The sequence below is a fragment of the Marinomonas maritima genome (assembly GCF_024435075.2).
Taxonomy (GTDB): Bacteria; Pseudomonadota; Gammaproteobacteria; order Pseudomonadales; family Marinomonadaceae; genus Marinomonas; species Marinomonas maritima.
In genome coordinates, this window is record NZ_JAMZEG020000003.1 from 529,756 (window position 1) to 548,322 (window position 18,567).

Annotated in this window: 15 protein-coding genes; 7 read left to right on the forward strand and 8 right to left on the reverse strand. The window is 43.7% G+C overall.

The annotated features are described in order from the left end of the window. Positions 1-16 precede the first annotated feature (16 nt). From rep to M3I01_RS14805, 4 genes are all read right to left on the reverse strand, one after another. Entirely contained in the window at positions 17-2,065 is a 2,049-nt protein-coding gene (gene rep / locus M3I01_RS14790; RefSeq protein ID WP_255896647.1) for a DNA helicase Rep, read from the reverse strand. A 145-nt stretch (positions 2,066-2,210) separates the two neighbouring features. Then, positions 2,211-3,140, reverse strand: a complete 930-nt coding sequence (locus M3I01_RS14795; protein WP_275565168.1) for a bile acid:sodium symporter family protein — start codon at positions 3,138-3,140, stop codon at positions 2,211-2,213. Between the two features lie 540 nt (positions 3,141-3,680). Next, positions 3,681-5,672 (reverse strand): methyl-accepting chemotaxis protein, encoded by a 1,992-nt coding sequence (locus M3I01_RS14800; protein WP_255896649.1) that lies wholly within the window; start codon positions 5,670-5,672, stop codon positions 3,681-3,683. 248 nt (positions 5,673-5,920) lie between these two features. After that, positions 5,921-7,429: a YifB family Mg chelatase-like AAA ATPase gene (locus M3I01_RS14805; protein ID WP_255896650.1), complete on the reverse strand. Its 1,509-nt coding sequence runs from the start codon at positions 7,427-7,429 to the stop codon at positions 5,921-5,923. Between the two features lie 111 nt (positions 7,430-7,540). Here M3I01_RS14805 and M3I01_RS14810 point away from each other — a divergent pair, with 111 nt between their 5' ends. Further along, a complete protein-coding gene (locus M3I01_RS14810) occupies positions 7,541-7,756 on the forward strand; it encodes a TIGR02450 family Trp-rich protein (RefSeq protein ID WP_176336839.1) in 216 nt (71 codons plus the stop codon). Between the two features lie 65 nt (positions 7,757-7,821). Here the strand turns inward: M3I01_RS14810 and M3I01_RS14815 are convergent, their stop codons facing one another. After that, positions 7,822-8,055, reverse strand: coding sequence for an accessory factor UbiK family protein (locus tag M3I01_RS14815; protein ID WP_112141131.1), 234 nt, complete (start codon positions 8,053-8,055; stop codon positions 7,822-7,824). A 505-nt stretch (positions 8,056-8,560) separates the two neighbouring features. On the opposite strand from M3I01_RS14815, the gene glnK reads away from it, so the two are divergent. The 4 genes from glnK (at position 8,561) to radA (ending at position 13,471) form a co-directional block, all read left to right on the forward strand. Then, positions 8,561-8,899, forward strand: coding sequence for a P-II family nitrogen regulator (glnK, locus tag M3I01_RS14820; RefSeq protein ID WP_024023270.1), 339 nt, complete (start codon positions 8,561-8,563; stop codon positions 8,897-8,899). Positions 8,900-8,987: 88 nt separating this feature from the next. Then, entirely contained in the window at positions 8,988-10,253 is a 1,266-nt protein-coding gene (locus M3I01_RS14825) for an ammonium transporter (RefSeq protein ID WP_255896653.1), read from the forward strand. Between the two features lie 211 nt (positions 10,254-10,464). Next, positions 10,465-11,994, forward strand: coding sequence for a bifunctional GNAT family N-acetyltransferase/carbon-nitrogen hydrolase family protein (locus M3I01_RS14830; RefSeq protein WP_255896760.1), 1,530 nt, complete (start codon positions 10,465-10,467; stop codon positions 11,992-11,994). Between the two features lie 88 nt (positions 11,995-12,082). Further along, entirely contained in the window at positions 12,083-13,471 is a 1,389-nt protein-coding gene (gene radA, locus M3I01_RS14835; protein WP_112141137.1) for a DNA repair protein RadA, read from the forward strand. A gap of 129 nt (positions 13,472-13,600) precedes the next feature. Here the strand turns inward: radA and M3I01_RS14840 are convergent, their stop codons facing one another. Beyond that, on the reverse strand, positions 13,601-13,873 hold the full coding sequence (locus M3I01_RS14840; protein WP_255896654.1) for a DUF1289 domain-containing protein: 273 nt from the start codon (positions 13,871-13,873) through the stop codon (positions 13,601-13,603). 49 nt (positions 13,874-13,922) lie between these two features. Further along, a complete protein-coding gene (locus M3I01_RS14845; protein WP_255896655.1) occupies positions 13,923-14,540 on the reverse strand; it encodes a COG3904 family protein in 618 nt (205 codons plus the stop codon). 158 nt (positions 14,541-14,698) lie between these two features. On the opposite strand from M3I01_RS14845, the gene M3I01_RS14850 reads away from it, so the two are divergent. Beyond that, positions 14,699-15,763 (forward strand): GGDEF domain-containing protein, encoded by a 1,065-nt coding sequence (locus M3I01_RS14850; protein WP_255896656.1) that lies wholly within the window; start codon positions 14,699-14,701, stop codon positions 15,761-15,763. 57 nt (positions 15,764-15,820) lie between these two features. Here M3I01_RS14850 and M3I01_RS14855 read toward each other — a convergent pair whose 3' ends face one another. Then, positions 15,821-17,311, reverse strand: coding sequence for a CoA-acylating methylmalonate-semialdehyde dehydrogenase (locus M3I01_RS14855; protein ID WP_275565160.1), 1,491 nt, complete (start codon positions 17,309-17,311; stop codon positions 15,821-15,823). A 211-nt stretch (positions 17,312-17,522) separates the two neighbouring features. On the opposite strand from M3I01_RS14855, the gene M3I01_RS14860 reads away from it, so the two are divergent. Then, positions 17,523-18,431, forward strand: a complete 909-nt coding sequence (locus M3I01_RS14860) for a LysR family transcriptional regulator (protein ID WP_255896657.1) — start codon at positions 17,523-17,525, stop codon at positions 18,429-18,431. Positions 18,432-18,567 lie beyond the last annotated feature (136 nt).

Here is an 18,567-nt window from a genome sequence, read left to right on the forward strand (position 1 = left end):
TTTTCAGCGTTGTACGCTAGCCGTTTAACATGGCTTTTAATGCCGACAATGATGCCTGACCACGTTCTTTTTTAGCGCTCTCCCCTTCGTCGCCGCGACCTTCCCAAACCAAATCTTCTTCTGGCAGTTCATCAAGGAACCGGCTTGGTAAACAGTCAATTTCTTCACCGTATTGTCGGCGCTTCGCGGCCATGGTGATGCATAAGGTTTTTTTCGCCCGTGTTATGCCAACGTAAGCCAAACGACGCTCTTCTTCTATGTCGTCGTTTTCTATACTGTTCCTGTGGGGCAAAAGTTCTTCTTCACAGCCGATCAAGAAAACATGCGGGTATTCCAGACCTTTGGAAGCATGAAGCGTTAACAACTGTACTTTATCTTCGTCTTCCTCTTCTTCTTGACGCTCTAGCATATCAATCAATAACAGCTTGCTAATCGCCTGATCCAAGCCCGCGGTTTCGTCTTCTTCCCACGCCGATTCCATCATGCGTTGAATAGAATCCAGTAAGAAGCGCACGTTTTCGATGCGACGATCGCCCGCTTTAGACGAAGACGTTTGTTCCTGAATCCAGCCGTAATAGTCCATGTCATGAATCATTTGCTCAATCACAGGAACAGGCGACGCCCCTTCTAGACGTTTACGTAAGGTAGACATCCAACTCTCGAAGTCTTGCAGACTTTTCAGCGAGCGCCCTGTAATGGTTTCTTCTAGCTCTTTGTAACCCGACGCTTCAAACAAGCTCACACCGCGTTCAGTGGCAAGATTACCGACTTTTTCTAAGGTCGCAGGGCCGATTTCTCGTCGTGGTAAATTCACTACTCTCAGAAAAGCATTATCATCTGACGGGTTTACTAACAGACGTAAATACCCCATCAAATCTTTGATTTCTGCGCGGGAGAAGAAAGACGTGCCACCGTTCATTTTGTAAGGGATTCGGTAGGCTTGCAGTTTAATTTCCAATAAACGCGCTTGGTGATTGCCTCGATATAAAATGGCAAAATCTCGATACGGGATCTCATAACGCAAATGACGAGATTGTATTTCAGCCGCCACACGTTCCGATTCTGAATCTTCGTTTCGAGTGACCATTACGCGGATCGGGTCGCCTATTTCATGGTCACTCCACAAGGCTTTGTCATGAATATGAGGGTTGTTTGCTATTAACGTATTAGCGGCTTTTAAGATGGTCTTAGTCGAGCGATAATTTTGCTCTAGCTTGACCAGTTTTAAGTTTGGATAATCGACCGACAAGCGCTCTAGGTTTTCAGGACGCGCACCTCGCCATGCGTAGATGGATTGGTCATCGTCGCCCACTAAGGTAAAGCAACGTCGATAACCGGCTAATAAACGAATCAATTCATATTGACTGCCGTTGGTGTCTTGGCACTCATCCACCAGTAAATAGCGGACTTTTTTCTGCCAACGATCACGCAACCCTTCATCTGCCATTAACAAGCTGACGGGAAGCAAAATAAGGTCATCAAAATCCACCGCATTATAAGCGCGCAAATAACGCTGATATTGCGCGTAAACTTGCGCCGCCAACAAAAACTCTTCGGTATCGGCGTTGGTCATGGCTTCTTGCGGTGTTGTTAAGTCGTTTTTCCAATTGGACACTGTGTTCTGACAATAGGCCGCAGAGTCCGTTTGACCATTAAATTCTTTGTTCAGAATTTCTTTGATCAAGCTGAGGGAGTCTTGGGAATCAAATAGAGTGAAGCCTTCTTTCAAACCCGCTCGGCGGAACTCTTTGCGTAGAATGCGTAAGCCTAAATTATGAAAAGTAGAAATGCTTAAGCCTCGGCTTTCTTGTTTAGAAAGCATACCAACAACACGCTCTTTCATCTCGCGGGCGGCTTTATTCGTAAAGGTTACCGCGATGATGCTGTTCGCTTTATACCCACACGTTTGAATCAAATACGCGATTTTCGTCGTGATCACGCTGGTTTTTCCTGACCCTGCTCCAGCCAATACCAGTAATGGTCCATCAATATTTTTGACCGCATCAAGTTGGCGCTCGTTTAGATTTCTCAAACGTTGGGATATGGAAGGAAGGGACTCACTCATGGAAAAACTCTGGCTTGTGCGGCGGTTAAAAATCAGTACTAAGTGTACCCGACATTGCATCGACTCGCACTGACATAACCGTTCGAACAGACACAAAAAAGGGACACTAAAATGGCGTCCCTTTTATTATTGATTGCTTACACGCTTATTTAGAGGTGTCTTCGCTGTTATTTTCCAAAACAGGTCGACGACTCCAATAGCTCGCCAACAATGATCCCGAAATATTGTGCCACACACTAAAAATAGTGCCTGGTAATGCTGCCATTGGCGTGAAAAATTTCACCGCCAACGCCGCCGCCAAACCTGAGTTCTGCAAACCCACTTCGAACGCAATCGTACGACATACACGGGCATCAAAACCAAGTAAATAAGTTACCCAGTAGCCTAATGTCAAACCAATCGCATTATGGATAATTACAGCAGCCGCTACGATGAGGCCAACTTGAACAATTTTAGATGCACTCAAGGCCACGACAATCGCAATGATAAGGACAATCGCGAACATAGAAATATAAGGAAAAATTGGTTCTGCTTTGTATACAAATTTTGAGAACAACGTATTAATCAACACACCCGCCGCAACAGGTAACAATACAATTTTGAGTAGGCTCAACAACATACCAGCTACTGGTACATCTACACTTTGACCTATCATCAAAGATACCAAGAAAGGTGTTAGTATCACACCAATCAAGGTCGAAATCGCGGTCATGGAAATAGACAACGCCGTATCGCCTTTCGCCAAATAACACATCACATTCGATGACGTACCGCCTGCCACGCTGCCAACCAACAACATACCAACGGTCAGTTCCGTATCAAAGCCAAACGCGAACGCCACACCAAACGCCGCTATCGGCATCACTAAAAATTGCAGAATAACACCCACACCAACGGCTTTACGGTTTTTTAAAACCTGTTTAAAGTCTGTTGGGCTTAGGGTTAATCCCATTGCTAACATAATGACCGTCAGTAATGGAACAATTTGAGTTTTCAAGCCGACAAATAAATCCGGTTGAAAAAAAGCAAGCACAGAAAGTAACAATGCCCATAGGGGGAACAGCTGAATAACCATAATGTATAACTCCATTTATGCCACTCTGCTTTGCCAAAGATAAGTCAGCAACAGCGAATACGTGACCACAATTAATTATTATTAATCCCATCATACATAACCTACTCATGACTTTATTTTATGCGGCAAAACTGCCACTTAGCCATCCACACAAGTAGGGAAATAAAATAAGGGCAAAGAGTGTAACGAAATGAAATCGGTTAAAACAGCTTTTATGCTTGGCTAACATTCTTAAAAGTAAACCATTACCACTCACCATTCATTTGAAAAATGGATTACAGCTAAGCGGAAAAGCTCTTGGTCTTACCTGACTTTATAATGTCGTCCCTACCAATGTAAAAAAGGTCATCATGTTGACATGATGACATGATGACCTAATTTTGAGAAACGCCTATCCAGTGCAGGAATTTGGATCATTAATGACCGCTCATCGTTTCTGTAGACAGTATATTTTCGTTCAACTATTTTTAAAAAATATCGCCCCTAGTGCGACTTGGCCCGAATCTTATATCGCATAGAGCCAAGTCAACACTCATACCGCTACACTTTAAACTTGTTAATAAGCGCGGCTAATTTTTCGTTAGAACTAGATAATACATCGTTTATTTGGTGTGCCTTAACACCACTGGCGACCAACGTCTCAACCACTTCTCGTATTGCAACCATGTTGCTATCGATGTCATCCGAAACCTTACTTTGCTGGGTGGCCGCGACAGCAATTTCAGCACTAAGCTCATTAATACGGCCGACCGAGTCTGCGACTGAATCGACACTTTCATACGCTTTTTTCGTACTTTCAATCGCGTTATCACAACTGTTTTTAGTCACATCCATAGCAGACACCACACTATCAACGCCTACTTGTAACTTGTCCAACATGTCGTTTATTTCGATCGTACTGGTATGTGTACGGCTCGCAAGTGTTCTAACTTCGTCGGCAACCACGGCAAAGCCTCGACCTTGTTCACCAGCACGAGCGGCTTCAATTGCTGCGTTTAATGCTAGAAGGTTCGTTTGCCCCGCAATTTCTCCAATAACACTCAGTATTTCTGTAATTTCAATCGCATTATTTTTAAGCTGAAGCACCTTATCAGTAGATGATTGAACATCATCTGACAGCTTAGAAACTTTTTCAGTTGCCGATGTTAATTCTGTTTTTGATAACTTAGTATTTTCGTTCACTTCTCGAACAAGCGTAGCGCTTTTTCTTGAATTTTCTGCAACTGCACCAGAAGAAACACTCATTTCATTTATGGCAGTTACCGCTTGTAATGTCTCGGCCGAGTGTCTGTCTAATGACGTGTTATTTTCAATAACCTGTTGATTAAGCAACTTAATACTTGAATCAATCTGCTTATTTTCACCAACTACTTCTGAAATTAATCGTTGTAGAGATTCGATAAAATGATTCACCGACTGGTTAATTGATGCTAATTCATCTCCCTTAGATGTATCCAATCGTTGTGTTAAATCCGCATCGCCAGACGACAGCTGATCAAGGTTTTGTCTGACCAATTTAATTCTTGAGAATAAAACACCAATAACAAATATCACTACAATGAGCATCAATATAAATAGAGGTATTTGAATGCTAAACAAAGTAAACATGACACTGTTGGATGCTTGGTTCAAACTATTAGTCGGCACGCCAACCGCCATAAACCAAGGAGTATTACTAACAGGTATAACGATGAGTGTATGATTCTGTCCATTGTTTTCATACTCTCGCTCTAAGCGACCTGAACTTAATGTATTATCAGAAACAACTGAATTTATAGTATTAATAAACGCTAAATTTGAAATATCACTAACATTTTTTAAAATAATATCCTTATCATAATTAGGCAAATTACTGACTATTTTGCCACTCGCTTCAAATATCATGACATCCCCCCCAACTTCTTGGGTGAGATCTTTCACTAAAGAATTGAAAAAGCCAAGGGTAAGATCTATTGTTGAAACGCCATAAGGCTCGCCATTCTTGTATATTGCCATTGCACAATTAGTGCGCGCTTCGTAGCCCGCATCCGCATACGCTGGCCACCATTTACAGGTCCCCTTAGGCACATTCAATGCTTGCTTGTACCATCCTTGTTCATAATAGTTTTCTTTCGCTTCCTTACTGTTCCAAAATGCACTTTCGGTCATTTTGTTGCTGCCGTTTCTCACGTAAAAACTACTGAACCTATCAACAGATTTATCTCGTGCATATGGCAATGGCCATATACCGCCACCAAAAACGGCTTTTCTACCATACTGGTCAAGTATAGATGGTAAAAATTCGTCAATTTGTTGAGAGGTAAAATCAGGAATCACTTGCGTAATTGACCGAGACTGCGCTTCAATTTTTACAAGCTCCAAGCTTATCTTCTGGCTCATGTTTGTAATGTCTTTATATACACCAGATTTTTCTAGCTGATACAGTTTTGGTGCAACAAAAGTCTTAAGCCCCGCAACCGTTAGCAATGAAGCAATAACGACAAAGCAGATAAAACCTAGAATATAACGTTGGTGTAAAGATTTAAAACTCATACAAGCTCCCATGAAATAATATTTTTATAATCCAAAGATTCGCACATCAACAATTAAATAGCCAGTTGCTTAATAAACAAAAAAACCTTGATTCACTGTGGTTTACCTATGCACTCGATTAAAATAGTAGTCCATAATTTGACGTAATAAAAACGTCTCATTTTACTAAATACGTTATTGAACTTATATCTGCCGAAGTTGATATCAAATAATCCATCTCAACCCAAATAAGAGTTAGCTTAAACGTATTAAGAAACCGCCATAGATAAAGTTTTTTCCATTTTTCGGTAACTTAACGATTCCATTAAATGTGCTCTAGTTACTGGCGAGTCGCTAAGGTCAGCCAAGGTCAGTGCGACTTTTAACACCCGATGATAAGCACGGGCTGACAGCTTTAATTTTTCTAACGCTTGCTGCATAAAGTGTTTATCCTCGTCGCTTAGGGCGCAAATAGATTCTAGCTGTCGTCCACTTAACAAAGCATTTTGTACACCTTGGCGCGCTCGTTGCCTTGCTACCGCTTTTTCAACGCGTACACGAATACTGGCGCTGCATTCACCCTCTTCTTGAGCATTCACTAAAACAGTAGAAGGCAGTGGTGGCACTTCCACGTGCAAGTCGATACGGTCTAAAAAAGGCGCCGAGAGTTTTTTAAGGTACTTTTGACTGGCACTGGATTGGTAATAATCTTGTCCACCGTTATAAGCTTCGTTGCTGGCGTTCATCGCGGCAACCAGCTGGAAGCGCGCTGGAAAGGACATCTGTCCACGCGCCCGTGAAATATGTACTTCACCGCTTTCTAACGGTTCTCGCAAAACCTCTAACACCTTACGATCAAACTCTGGCAGCTCATCAAGGAACAAAACACCACAATGCGCCAAAGAGGCTTCACCCGGTTTAGGAATGGAACCACCTCCGACAAGCGCCGCCGCAGAACAAGTATGGTGCGGAGAGCGAAATGGGCGTTCTGACCAATGCCAATCCAATCCCATTTTTCGTCCCGCGACCGATTGAACCGACGCCACCGCGAGCGCTTCAGCTTCGGTCATGGCCGGCATAATGCTGGGCAAACGCGATGCCAACATGGTTTTTCCTGTACCTGCTGGACCAATAAAAAGAAGATTATGACCGCCGGCCGCCGCGACTTCCAAGGCTCGTCGCGCTTGATATTGGCCTTTCACATCCCGCATATCTTTGTGATCTAAGGGTAACGGCGCCGTCGGTTTAGAAACACAGGCAGGTAGTTGGCTTAATTTTAAAAGGTGCGCGGTGACTTGAGTAAGGTGTTTTGCAAACACGGCATCACTTTCAACCAAAGCCGCTTCTTGTTGATTGTCTTCTGGAAGAATCAGTTGTCGATTAGCCTGATGACAAGCAATCGCCGATGGCAATAAACCTGGCACACCACGAATATCCCCCGATAACGCCAACTCACCAATAAATTCGATATCTTGAAGATTCACTTCACCTAATTGACCTGAAGCCACCAGCACACTGATCGCAATCGCTAAATCATAACGACCACCTTCTTTGGGTAAATCCGCAGGGGCAAGGTTAATGGTGACTCTTCTGGTAGGAAATTCAAAATGGCTATTAATAATCGCGCTACGCACACGATCTTTTGCTTCTCGAACCGCCGCTTCTGGCAATCCGACAATATTTAACGACGGTAAACCGTTCGATATATGGGTTTCGACTGTGACTAAAGGGGATGCCACACCCACTCGGGCACGACTGTAGATGGTTGCTAAACTCATGATCACTCCTTGATCCTATTTAAAAATGTTCTTTTTATCGTGAAAAGCAATCCGGCCCTTCACTTCTTTCGTATCTTTGTTTATCTACGCTTACGAGGTTACAAACGCCACATGCATCAAATAAACCCAAATAAATTACTTTTGTCTAAATGGACATCAACGTCACCACAATACAAAGAGAAGCATTTTATCGTCACCAAACTCATTCGGGATGAAGAAGAAACGGTTATAGAGTGCGTTCTTGAAGCCGTGATAAACAAAAACCAACATACCACACCTTGGCAAGTACTGAAGTCGTCAGACAACTGGCAACAAGGCTGGAAGTGAATAGCTACTCGCTTTCTGTCTTTTGATTGGCGCTCATCTACCCTTATGAGCGCCTTTTTTATACGCTACTTTTCCAGTTCATTTAAACGCGCTTCTAATATGGCCAATTTTTCACGATATTTTGCCAACATAGCCGCCTGTACTTCGAACTCTTCTCGTGTAACCAAATCCATTTTGCTTAATGTATTTCGGGCAACTTCGTGTAGTTGCGCCTGAATTTCTGCTTTAGGTAGCTTACCAATTGTCTCTGCGGCTTGCTCTAATCCGGTGCCCAACTGCTTTATAAATTGATCTATCATGTCATTCCCGTTTTTAACATTTACAATGCCTATTAGTATAGAAGCCTAAGGAAGGTGCAAACAAGTCATCTATTATGCATCTTTAAATAAGGACGTTCTCCTAAGCATAAAAAAATCGGTCTATCGCACAGGCAAGGCGCCTCTTTTCTGTGCATTAAATCACCATTCAGCGACCTTTATGAAAGCACTCCCCCTAAATAAGGCACACATAAAACGCGCCACTGTGTGTTTTTTCTGATCAAAAGCAACAAGGTAAGGCGCTTACTGGTAGATCACTCTCTTCTTTGATAGATCAACCGCACCATGTTAACGCAGCGCACTATAAAGACACCCCAATATGCCGCACTAAATAAAGCCAACTGCGGCTCTTTATAATTCCAATAAGTCGACAATATCCTTACAAAGCCTTTGTTCTAGGGGTGCATCAATATATGGCACGCATATTGAATAAAGCTAACTACCTGCGATACGACAATAAAACTGACTTTTAAAGGAGACAGTGGGTATGAAGCTTATAACTGCCATCATCAAGCCATTTAAATTGGATGATGTTCGAGAAGCACTTTCTGAAATTGGTGTTCAAGGTATCACCGTAACAGAAGTAAAAGGTTTCGGACGTCAAAAAGGCCACACAGAACTATACCGCGGCGCTGAATATGTAGTGGACTTTTTACCTAAGGTAAAAATCGAACTAGCGATTGCAGACGACATGACTGACCAAGTCGTTGAGGCCATCACTGGCGCAGCGAACACGGGCAAAATCGGCGACGGTAAGATCTTTATCGTTAACCTTGAACAAGCGGTTCGTATTCGTACCGGAGAGACTGGTGTAGAAGCAGTTTAACCATTGCTCGCTATTCTTAATGAAACATTAAATTAAGAATTTTAATAAGACACTGCTCAAATGATACAAGCCTTTAGGGGGGCGAAACATGCAAGATCAAATTTTTCACTTACAATATGCCATGGACACCTTTTACTTCTTGGTGTGTGGCGCACTGGTTATGTGGATGGCAGCGGGATTTGCCATGTTGGAAGCAGGTCTAGTACGTGCTAAAAACACCACTGAGATTTTAACTAAGAACGTGGCATTATTTGCCATCTCTTGCATCATGTATCTCGTTTGCGGTTACTCCGTCATGTACGGTGGTGAGCTGTTTCTAACGGGTATTCAAGATGTAGACGTAACGTCTACTTTAACAGACTTCTCTGGTCGTGACGGCGGTTTTGAAGGCGGCTCAATCTACTCTGGCGCGTCTGACTTCTTCTTCCAAGTTGTGTTCGTTGCAACAGCAATGTCTATCGTCTCTGGCGCCGTTGCTGAGCGTATGAAGCTTTGGTCTTTCCTTGTGTTTGCGGTGGTAATGACAGCGTTCATCTACCCAATGGAAGGTAACTGGACGTGGGGCGGCGGTTCTGTCTTCGGCATGTATAGCCTTGGCGACCTAGGTTTCACTGACTTTGCAGGTTCCGGTATTGTTCACATGGCTGGTGCCTCTGCCGCATTGGCTGGTGTATTGGTGCTTGGTGCTCGTAAAGGTAAATACGGTCCTAACGGTGAAGTGCGTGCCATTCCTGGTGCTAACTTACCGCTTGCGACACTGGGTACTTTCATCCTTTGGATGGGTTGGTTCGGTTTCAATGGTGGTTCTGTATTGAAACTTGGCGATATCGCCAGCGCTAACTCGGTTGCAATGGTGTTCTTGAACACAAACGCAGCGGCAGCAGGCGGCGCAATTGGCGCACTTATTCTAGCTCGTATCTTATTCGGCAAAGCCGACCTAACCATGCTTCTAAACGGCGCATTGGCTGGTCTGGTTGCTATTACAGCAGGTCCTGATACACCTTCTGCTCTTGGAGCAACGTTAATCGGTCTAGTTGGTGGTGTGATTGTTGTTGTGTCTATCCTGACGCTAGACAAGCTTAAAATTGATGACCCAGTGGGCGCTATCTCTGTTCACGGTGTTGTGGGTCTTTGGGGCTTGCTAGCAGTGCCTCTTACAAACGATGGTACAACATTCGGCGGACAAATCGCTGGCGCATTGACTATCTTCGTTTGGGTATTCTTCTCTAGCCTAGTGGTTTGGCTGATCATCAAAGCCATCATGGGTGTTCGAGTGACGGAAGAAGAAGAATACGAAGGTGTTGACCTTTCTGAATGTGGTATGGAAGCGTACCCAGAATTCAGTAAGTCATAATTCCAACATTATCGTAAAGACTCTTTTCTAACCCAAAAACCCTCGCTTCGGCGGGGGTTTTCTTTTTTCCTCTATTTAAATAAAAATTAACACCCTCATCACATAAAGAAGCGGTATTATCATGTCATATAAAGACACCACTGCACTGCGAAATCGATACTGGAAATAATAGTATTCAATACAACCGCAGGCAGACAACACAGCAGAGGACATCATGCTAGAAGACTTACATTTAAAAATTCGAAATTTAACCAACAATGATTACGAACAAATAAAGATACTGATGGATAAGGTCTACCATGACATCGGTGGTTCTTGGCCTAAACACACCATACACCAGCTGGTAAAAGATTTTCCTGAAGGACAAATTTGCCTAGAAGATCACGGCAACATTGTGGGTATTGCTCTGTCGGTACAAGCCAACTACCAACGCTTTAGTAACCCACACACATACGATGATTTGGTTGACCAAAAAGAAAACATTCTGAATGACCCTGAAGGCGACGCCATGTATGGTCTGGATGTGCTTATTTCACCAGAATATCGTGGTTATCGTTTGGGCCGTCGTCTTTATGAAGCGCGCAAGGAGTTGTGCCGTCAGCACAACCTACGTGCCATTTTAGCCGGCGGGCGAATTCCCAATTATCACCAACATGCACACAATTTATCACCCGCAGAATATCTAGAGTCAGTGCGTGAAAAAAAGATCTACGACCCTATTTTAACTTTCCAGCTTTCGAATGATTTCCAAGTTACTCGATTGCTAAAACGTTACTTGCCAGAAGATGAAAAGTCACAAGGCTATGCAACGCTTTTAGAGTGGAAAAATATTTTTTACGAGCCAGAAACCAGCGTTATTCGTACACGTAAAACACAAGTTCGTATTGGTGCGATTCAATGGCAAATGCGGGAAGTCGCCAGTGTGGACGAATTACTCACACAAGTTGAATACTTTATCGATGCCGTATCCGATTACAAAAGCGACTTTGTATTATTCCCAGAATTTTTTAACGCACCGCTTATCGGTTTAAGCCCAGACCAAAATAACCAAACCGAAGCCATTCGCTTTTTGGCAAGCTTTACTGAACGTTTCAGAAATGAAATGTCACAACTTGCAGTGAGTTATAACATCAACGTTATCACTGGTTCCATGCCATTGATGGAAGACGATATTCTTTACAACGTCAGCTATTTATGTCGCCGCGACGGCACGGTAGAAGAACAGAAAAAAATCCACATCACTCCGCATGAACGTCGTGACTGGATCATTCAAGGTGGCAATGAACTGCGCGTCTTTGACACCGACGCAGGGCGTGTTGGTATCCTGATCTGCTACGACGTTGAGTTCCCTGAACTTGGGCGTTTACTCGCCCAACAAGACATGGACATTCTCTTCGTTCCTTTCTGGACTGACACAAAAAATGGTTACTTACGGGTACGTCATTGCGCTCAAGCCCGTGCGATTGAAAACGAATGTTATGTGGTTATTTGTGGTAGCTGTGGCAACCTTCCACAGGTTGAAAACTTGGACATTCAATACTCACAAAGCTCTGTCTTTTCACCATCTGATTTCTCTTATCCCCACGACGCCGTCATGGCGGAAACGACACCCAATACTGAAATGATCATGTTCGCAGATCTTGATCTAGATAAGTTGAAATTAACGCGTAGCGAAGGTTCCGTTAACAATTTGAAAGACCGTCGTACCGACCTTTACTCTGTAAATTGGCACAAAAAGTAATCATAACCTTGTGATAACATGGACGTTATCGCAACTTAATGACGGGGAGCTGCTGCTCCGCTCCTTCCGATGATACAAAGAGACTCTCATGGCCAAAGCAAAAACCGCTTTCGTATGCAACGAATGCGGAGTTGACTACGCAAAATGGCAAGGACAATGTCAAGCCTGCAATGCGTGGAACTCCCTATCTGAAATTCGACTTACCTCTGGAAAAACCTCTGCGCGCGTCTCTGCGAGCCAAGATCCACGCTACCAAGGCTATGCTGGCGCCGTCACTGGCATCCAAAATTTATCCGATATCGATTTAGGCGATGTACCCCGATTCAGCTCTGGTGCTAACGAATTTGACCGAGTATTGGGCGGCGGTTTAGTACCTGGCGGTGTTGTGTTAATTGGTGGTTCACCCGGCGCTGGTAAAAGCACGCTATTATTACAAACCATGTGCTGGCTCGCACAACAACAAAGCGCCTTATATGTGACGGGAGAGGAATCCTTGCAGCAAGTCGCCATGCGCGCCCAACGTCTTGGCTTGCCTACACAAAATCTCAAAATGCTGTCCGAAACCAATGTGGACGCCATTTTAACCATCGCTCAACAGGTCAAGCCTAAAGTCATGGTCATTGACTCTATTCAGGTCATGCATTTGGATGGCGTTGAATCCGCGCCTGGCAGCGTGTCGCAAGTAAGAGAAAGTGCCGCGGTCTTAACGCGTTTTGCAAAACAAACGCAAACGGCGGTGTTGCTCGTTGGTCACGTCACCAAAGACGGCACCCTTGCTGGACCGAAAGTCCTTGAACACATGGTCGATTGTTCGGTGTTATTAGAAGGTTCTGAAGATTCTCGTTTTCGTACATTGCGCGGCATGAAAAACCGCTTTGGCGCCGTCAATGAACTTGGCGTTTTTGCCATGCTTGAAAATGGCTTAAAAGAAGTTAAGAATCCCAGCTCCATTTTCTTAAACCGAAGCAATCATCCTGCGGCTGGCAGCCTAGTTGTAGTGGTATGGGAGGGCACCCGACCCTTATTAGTAGAGCTACAAGCCTTGGTCGACGATTCGCCACTTGGTAATCCAAGACGCGTTACGGTTGGGTTTGATCATAATCGACTCGCTATGCTGTTAGCAGTATTACACAAACACGGCGGTTTATTAACGTCTGATCAAGATGTGTATTTGAACGTGGTGGGCGGGGTTAAAGTGCTGGAAACCAGCGCGGATCTTGCGGCCATTGCGGCTGTTGTCTCTAGCTTCCGAGATCGAGTTTTACCCCATGACTTAGTCGTGATGGGCGAAGTCGGCTTATCCGGTGAAATTCGCCCTGTCCCATCAGGGCAAGAACGTATTAGTGAAGCGGCCAAACATGGATTCACCAGAGCCGTCGTGCCAAAAGCTAACTGTCCGAAAAAGCCGATTGAAGGCATGAAGGTCATTGGTGTTGAACGTCTGTCAGAAGCCTTAGACGCCATTTTTGAAGACTAGTCTTTCTTTACGACGTCACGAGCGAATCCAAGACGAGGCAAAAACAGACGAAAAAAACGGAGTTTATGGGTTATAAATGAGTATTTTGAGTCTGTTTTTAACAAAGTATTGGGGAGCGCAGTCGTCGTTCTATTCAAACAGGTCCGCGATAAGTTCATCTTCCATACCATAAGGTAATGCCTTGGCAGAAGCGGCGTCTAATCTTTCTTGACGGGCCTTAAGTAAGCGTACTCGACGATGTTTGCACAGATCTAATACTTGATGACGCGCTTCATTGGATAACGAAAACCAATGAAAGCGCTCATCTCGACTGCGCAAACATCCTTTGCAAAAGCCTTTTGTACTGTTCTCACACACACCTCGACAAGGGCTTTCTATGGTAAACAGTTCTATTTGTTCCATAATCCCTCCCTGTGGACATGTTCGCTTTTAAACGACTAGATTTTCAATTTTATTGTGTGGCAAGCTGATAATCATACGTTTCTTCGGGTGATAAAAAATACACTCTATCGGCGGGTGCCGCATCCAGTGAGAACCAATAAAAGCGCTCTGGCACCCCCATTTCTAGATAAAAATTAACATACACTGCGTGTATCGAATCGGCAACATTGACGTTCGCCGCTTTCATTCTTGAACCATCAGACCAAGCATGTACACCAACGCCAGCACCCGCTCCAATGGTTCTTTCCACGCCACCTAAGAATAGATCAACACCACCGGAAAGCACATAACCGGTCTGCGCTATGTGAGTATTCAAACCTAAACGACGAATCAAACGCGCGCCCTCCATCGTAGCGTGTTGATCCACAGACCCAGGAATATCGACCAACACCAAGTCCGTTACATTGGGGTTTTGTTTTATTAAGTGGCTCAATTCTTCAACTAAATTGCTATCAAGTACACCAGACAAGTAAGCACTATTTTCTTCAATATCTATGACTAAACCGTCGGTCATATCAGACTCTGTTTTTTTATTTACAGCCAATTCTGAACAAGCGGTTAAAAATGACGCTATCATTAGGTATAAGAACAGTGATAATAGAACAACATTACGCTTTTTCTTTTCCATATTACGTCCGATAGCTTAGGAAAGATTTTTTTAGTATTACTGAAACAAAACACATTCTGTATCGTAACTGTGACTTTATGTTGTCGCTATCGAAGTGCAATGAATCAAAAATGCTTTTTATACTGTATTAATTTCACCAGTCAAGGATTACAGCGCCCGTGGTAAATAACAACCCAGTAAAACAACCCCATTCTTTTACGTCAAACAACGCCTTCAATAACTTTCAGCAAACGTCTAATATTTTCAATATCGCGTCTGCGACTGGGTCTATTGCCCATTTCATTTTCATTTTAATATTTTTCTATATTGATCAAACAACGCTTGCCTGGATAAATATCTTCAGTGTTTCTGCATGGCTACTGACATTTTGGTTTAACCGTATTAGACGTCATGACATTTCTATTTTGATCATGAGCGCAGAAGTGTTAGCTCACGCTTTAGTCGCCACCAGCGTATTAGGTGCAGACGCTGGATTTCAATATTACCTTTGGCCAATGGCATTGCTTGTGATGGCGATTCCATCACTTAGCGTGACTTGGTCTACGATAATCGCTTTTTCTCATATAACAACCTTCACATTACTCACTCTTTTTTGCCACACCAGAGTGCCAAATTTAGACTCTTACTACATACTCATTTTTCTATTAAATTTAGCAAGTGCCAGTATCCCCTTCATTGCCACAGCTGCCATTTCTCGCTCAATTTATGCAAGTCAATATTCTGTTATGACAAAACTGGCCGAAAAAGATGCGCTAACCCAACTGTTTAATCGTCGTTTTGGCCTTGAAGCATTGAACCATTATGTGAATCAACCAGATGAAAACAGAGTACCTTTTTGCATCAGCTTAGTCGACGTTGACCAGTTCAAATTAGTAAACGATCAACTAGGGCATAGCAAAGGAGACGAAGCACTTATAAAAATATCAAGCTACCTCTCTAAATCCATGCGGGAAACAGACATATCAAGCCGCTGGGGAGGCGAAGAATTTTTATTCATCTTTCCTAATGTTGAACTTCACCAAATTCGACAACGTATCGAAAAAATATGCCATGACATGCCTAGCCATATTTTCTTAGAAAATTGGGATCAGGCAATTAGCTGTAGTTTTGGTCTGATTCAAGTAGCCCAAAATGAATCCGCTGAAGACGCATTAAAACGAGTCGATGATTCTCTTTATCAAGCCAAAAAAAATGGTCGCTACCAAGTGGTAAGCGACCAATAAAAACAGCGCTATCAGTTTTGATAGCGCTGCCTGGGATGCATCTAGATCAGACTGACATTAAGACGGAAAAGAAAAGCTCTTACCTTCACGTATTCCCGCCGAAGGCCAACGCTGTGTAATGGTTTTGCGTTTTGTGTAAAAGCGCACAGCGTCTGGACCGTAGGCATGTAGATCGCCAAACAAAGAACGCTTCCAACCACCAAAACTGTGATACGCCACAGGCACAGGTAAAGGCACATTAATGCCAACCATACCCACTTCAATATGATCCGAAAAGTAACGCGCGGCTTCGCCATCACGGGTGAAAATACAGGTTCCGTTACCGTATTCATGGTCGTTAATCAGCGTCATCGCTTCTTCCATGGTATCAACACGAACCACTTGCAAAACTGGACCGAAAATTTCTTGCTGATAACTCTCCATCTCTTTGGTTACACCATCGATTAGGGTCGCACCAACAAAGAAACCTTTTTCATAACCTACGACTTGTGGATGACGGCCATCCACCACAATGGTTGCGCCTTGTGATTCCGCGCTATCAATAAAGCCAACCACTTTTTCTTTATGTTCTTTGGTAATGACAGGACCAAAATCATTGGTTTTGTCTGAGCATTCACCTACTTTTAGCGGCTTCATAGCCTCAGCCATCTTACTAATCAAAGCATCACCAGCTGCCTTACCAACGGCAACGGCAACCGACAACGCCATACAACGTTCGCCTGATGAGCCAAAGGCCGCGCCAAGCAACTGACTCACTACGTTATCCATATCGGCATCTGGCATCACAATCGCGTGGTTTTTCGCGCCACCTAATGCCTGACAACGCTTACCGTTAGCGCTGGCTTTGCTGTAGATGTATTCCGCAATGGGCGTGGAACCAACAAAGCTCACGGCTTTTACCCGCTTATCTTCCAATAAGGTGTCAACAGCGACTTTATCGCCATTTACCACATTAAAAACACCCGCTGGTAAGCCCGCTTCATGCAACAATTCAGCAATAAACAAAGCGGTACTTGGGTCGCGTTCAGAAGGCTTTAAAATGAACGTGTTCCCACACACGATTGCCATCGGAAACATCCATAACGGCACCATGGCAGGGAAGTTAAATGGTGTAATCCCGGCAACTACGCCAAGTGGCTGAAACTCACTCCAAGAATCAATATTCGGGCCAACGTTTTTGCTGTACTCACCTTTTAATAGCTCTGGCGCACCACATGCGTATTCAACGTTTTCAATGCCTCGCTGTAATTCGCCCGCCGCATCGTGGCAAATTTTGCCATGTTCAGCGCCAATCAATTCACAAATTTTATCTGAGTGTTTTTCCAATAACGCTTTATAGTTAAACATGATTCGGGCGCGCTTTAATGGCGGCGTATTTCGCCACTCAGGGTAAGCCGCTTGCGCTACCGTAATGGCCTCTTCTACGGTTTCTTTTGAAGCAATAGCGACTTTTTTCGATACTTCTCCCGTTGCCGGGTTAAACACATCTTGAGTGCGTGCGGCTTGCTGTGACCGTTTACCGTCGATCAAATGTCCGATAATTTCCATGAGCGCTCCCTATTTATTACGTTAAGTCGTTAGGCTAAATTTTCTCATCAACATTCGTTGCTATGAATACTGTGCATTGACACTACTATGCCAAGAGGAATAGATTATAAAAACTCGAATCTATTAACGCTTAGTTAACTCTTTACTTAACTAAACGAATCTACCATGAGCAATGGCACAACCTGCGTTGTGTCTATCATTAGGATCAACAATGAATAAGTTTAAAAGTCAGGTAAGCGACGCCGATCTTAGAATTTTGCGCATCTTTAGAACCGTCGTGGAATGTGGTGGTTTTTCCGCTGCTGAAGTCGAGCTCAACATTAGCCGAGCCGCTATTAGCATCGCAATATCTGACTTGGAAACCCGTCTCGGATTTAGACTTTGTCAACGAGGCCGGTCTGGCTTTTCCCTGACAAACGAAGGCAGCCAAGTTTATGACTTTACGTTGCAATTACTGTCCTCTATCGAAGACTTTCGCACCAATATCAATGCCCTCCACCAGCATTTAAAGGGCGAGCTAAACATTGGTATCACAGACAATTTAGTCACTCTGCCTCATACTCGAATAACAAGAGCATTGGCCGGCCTCAAAGATAAAGGTCCGCAAGTCACAATTAATATTCGTATGATTCCACCCAACGATGTGGAAAGAGGGGTATTAGATGGTGGACTGCAAATTGGCATTGTTCCAGACCTCAAAATTTTAAGCGGATTAGATTATCACCATCTTTACCAAGAAGAGTCCAAGCTCTACTGCAGTGATACTCATCCTTTATTTACCTTAGGCGACAAAAAAATCACCAAAGCCAAACTAAAAGAGTTTGATGCCGTTTTGCCTGCCTACGCACAAACACCAGAAATTAAAAGCCAACACCAACCTTTAACGGCAAGTGCGACAGCGACAGACCGAGAGGGGATCGCTTTTCTCATATTGACGGGGCGTTATATTGGTTTTTTACCCGACCATGTGGCCGAGCACTGGATTCGTGATGGCCGAATGCGCGCCCTCTTGCCGAATGAATGCCATTACATCACTCAATTTTCTGCCATTACCCGAAAAGGCGCCCGCGCCAATCTTATTCTAGAAACTTTCTTAGAAGAGCTAGAGAGAACCCAGTAATGGTATGAAGCTCGGTACATAAAAAAACAACTATGCTTGAAATGAGATTACAAAAAGATTAGATAGTCACAAGGGGAATATCTTTAATATATATTTAAAAATTCATATCCGGCAGTAAGAGATATAAAATACTTTC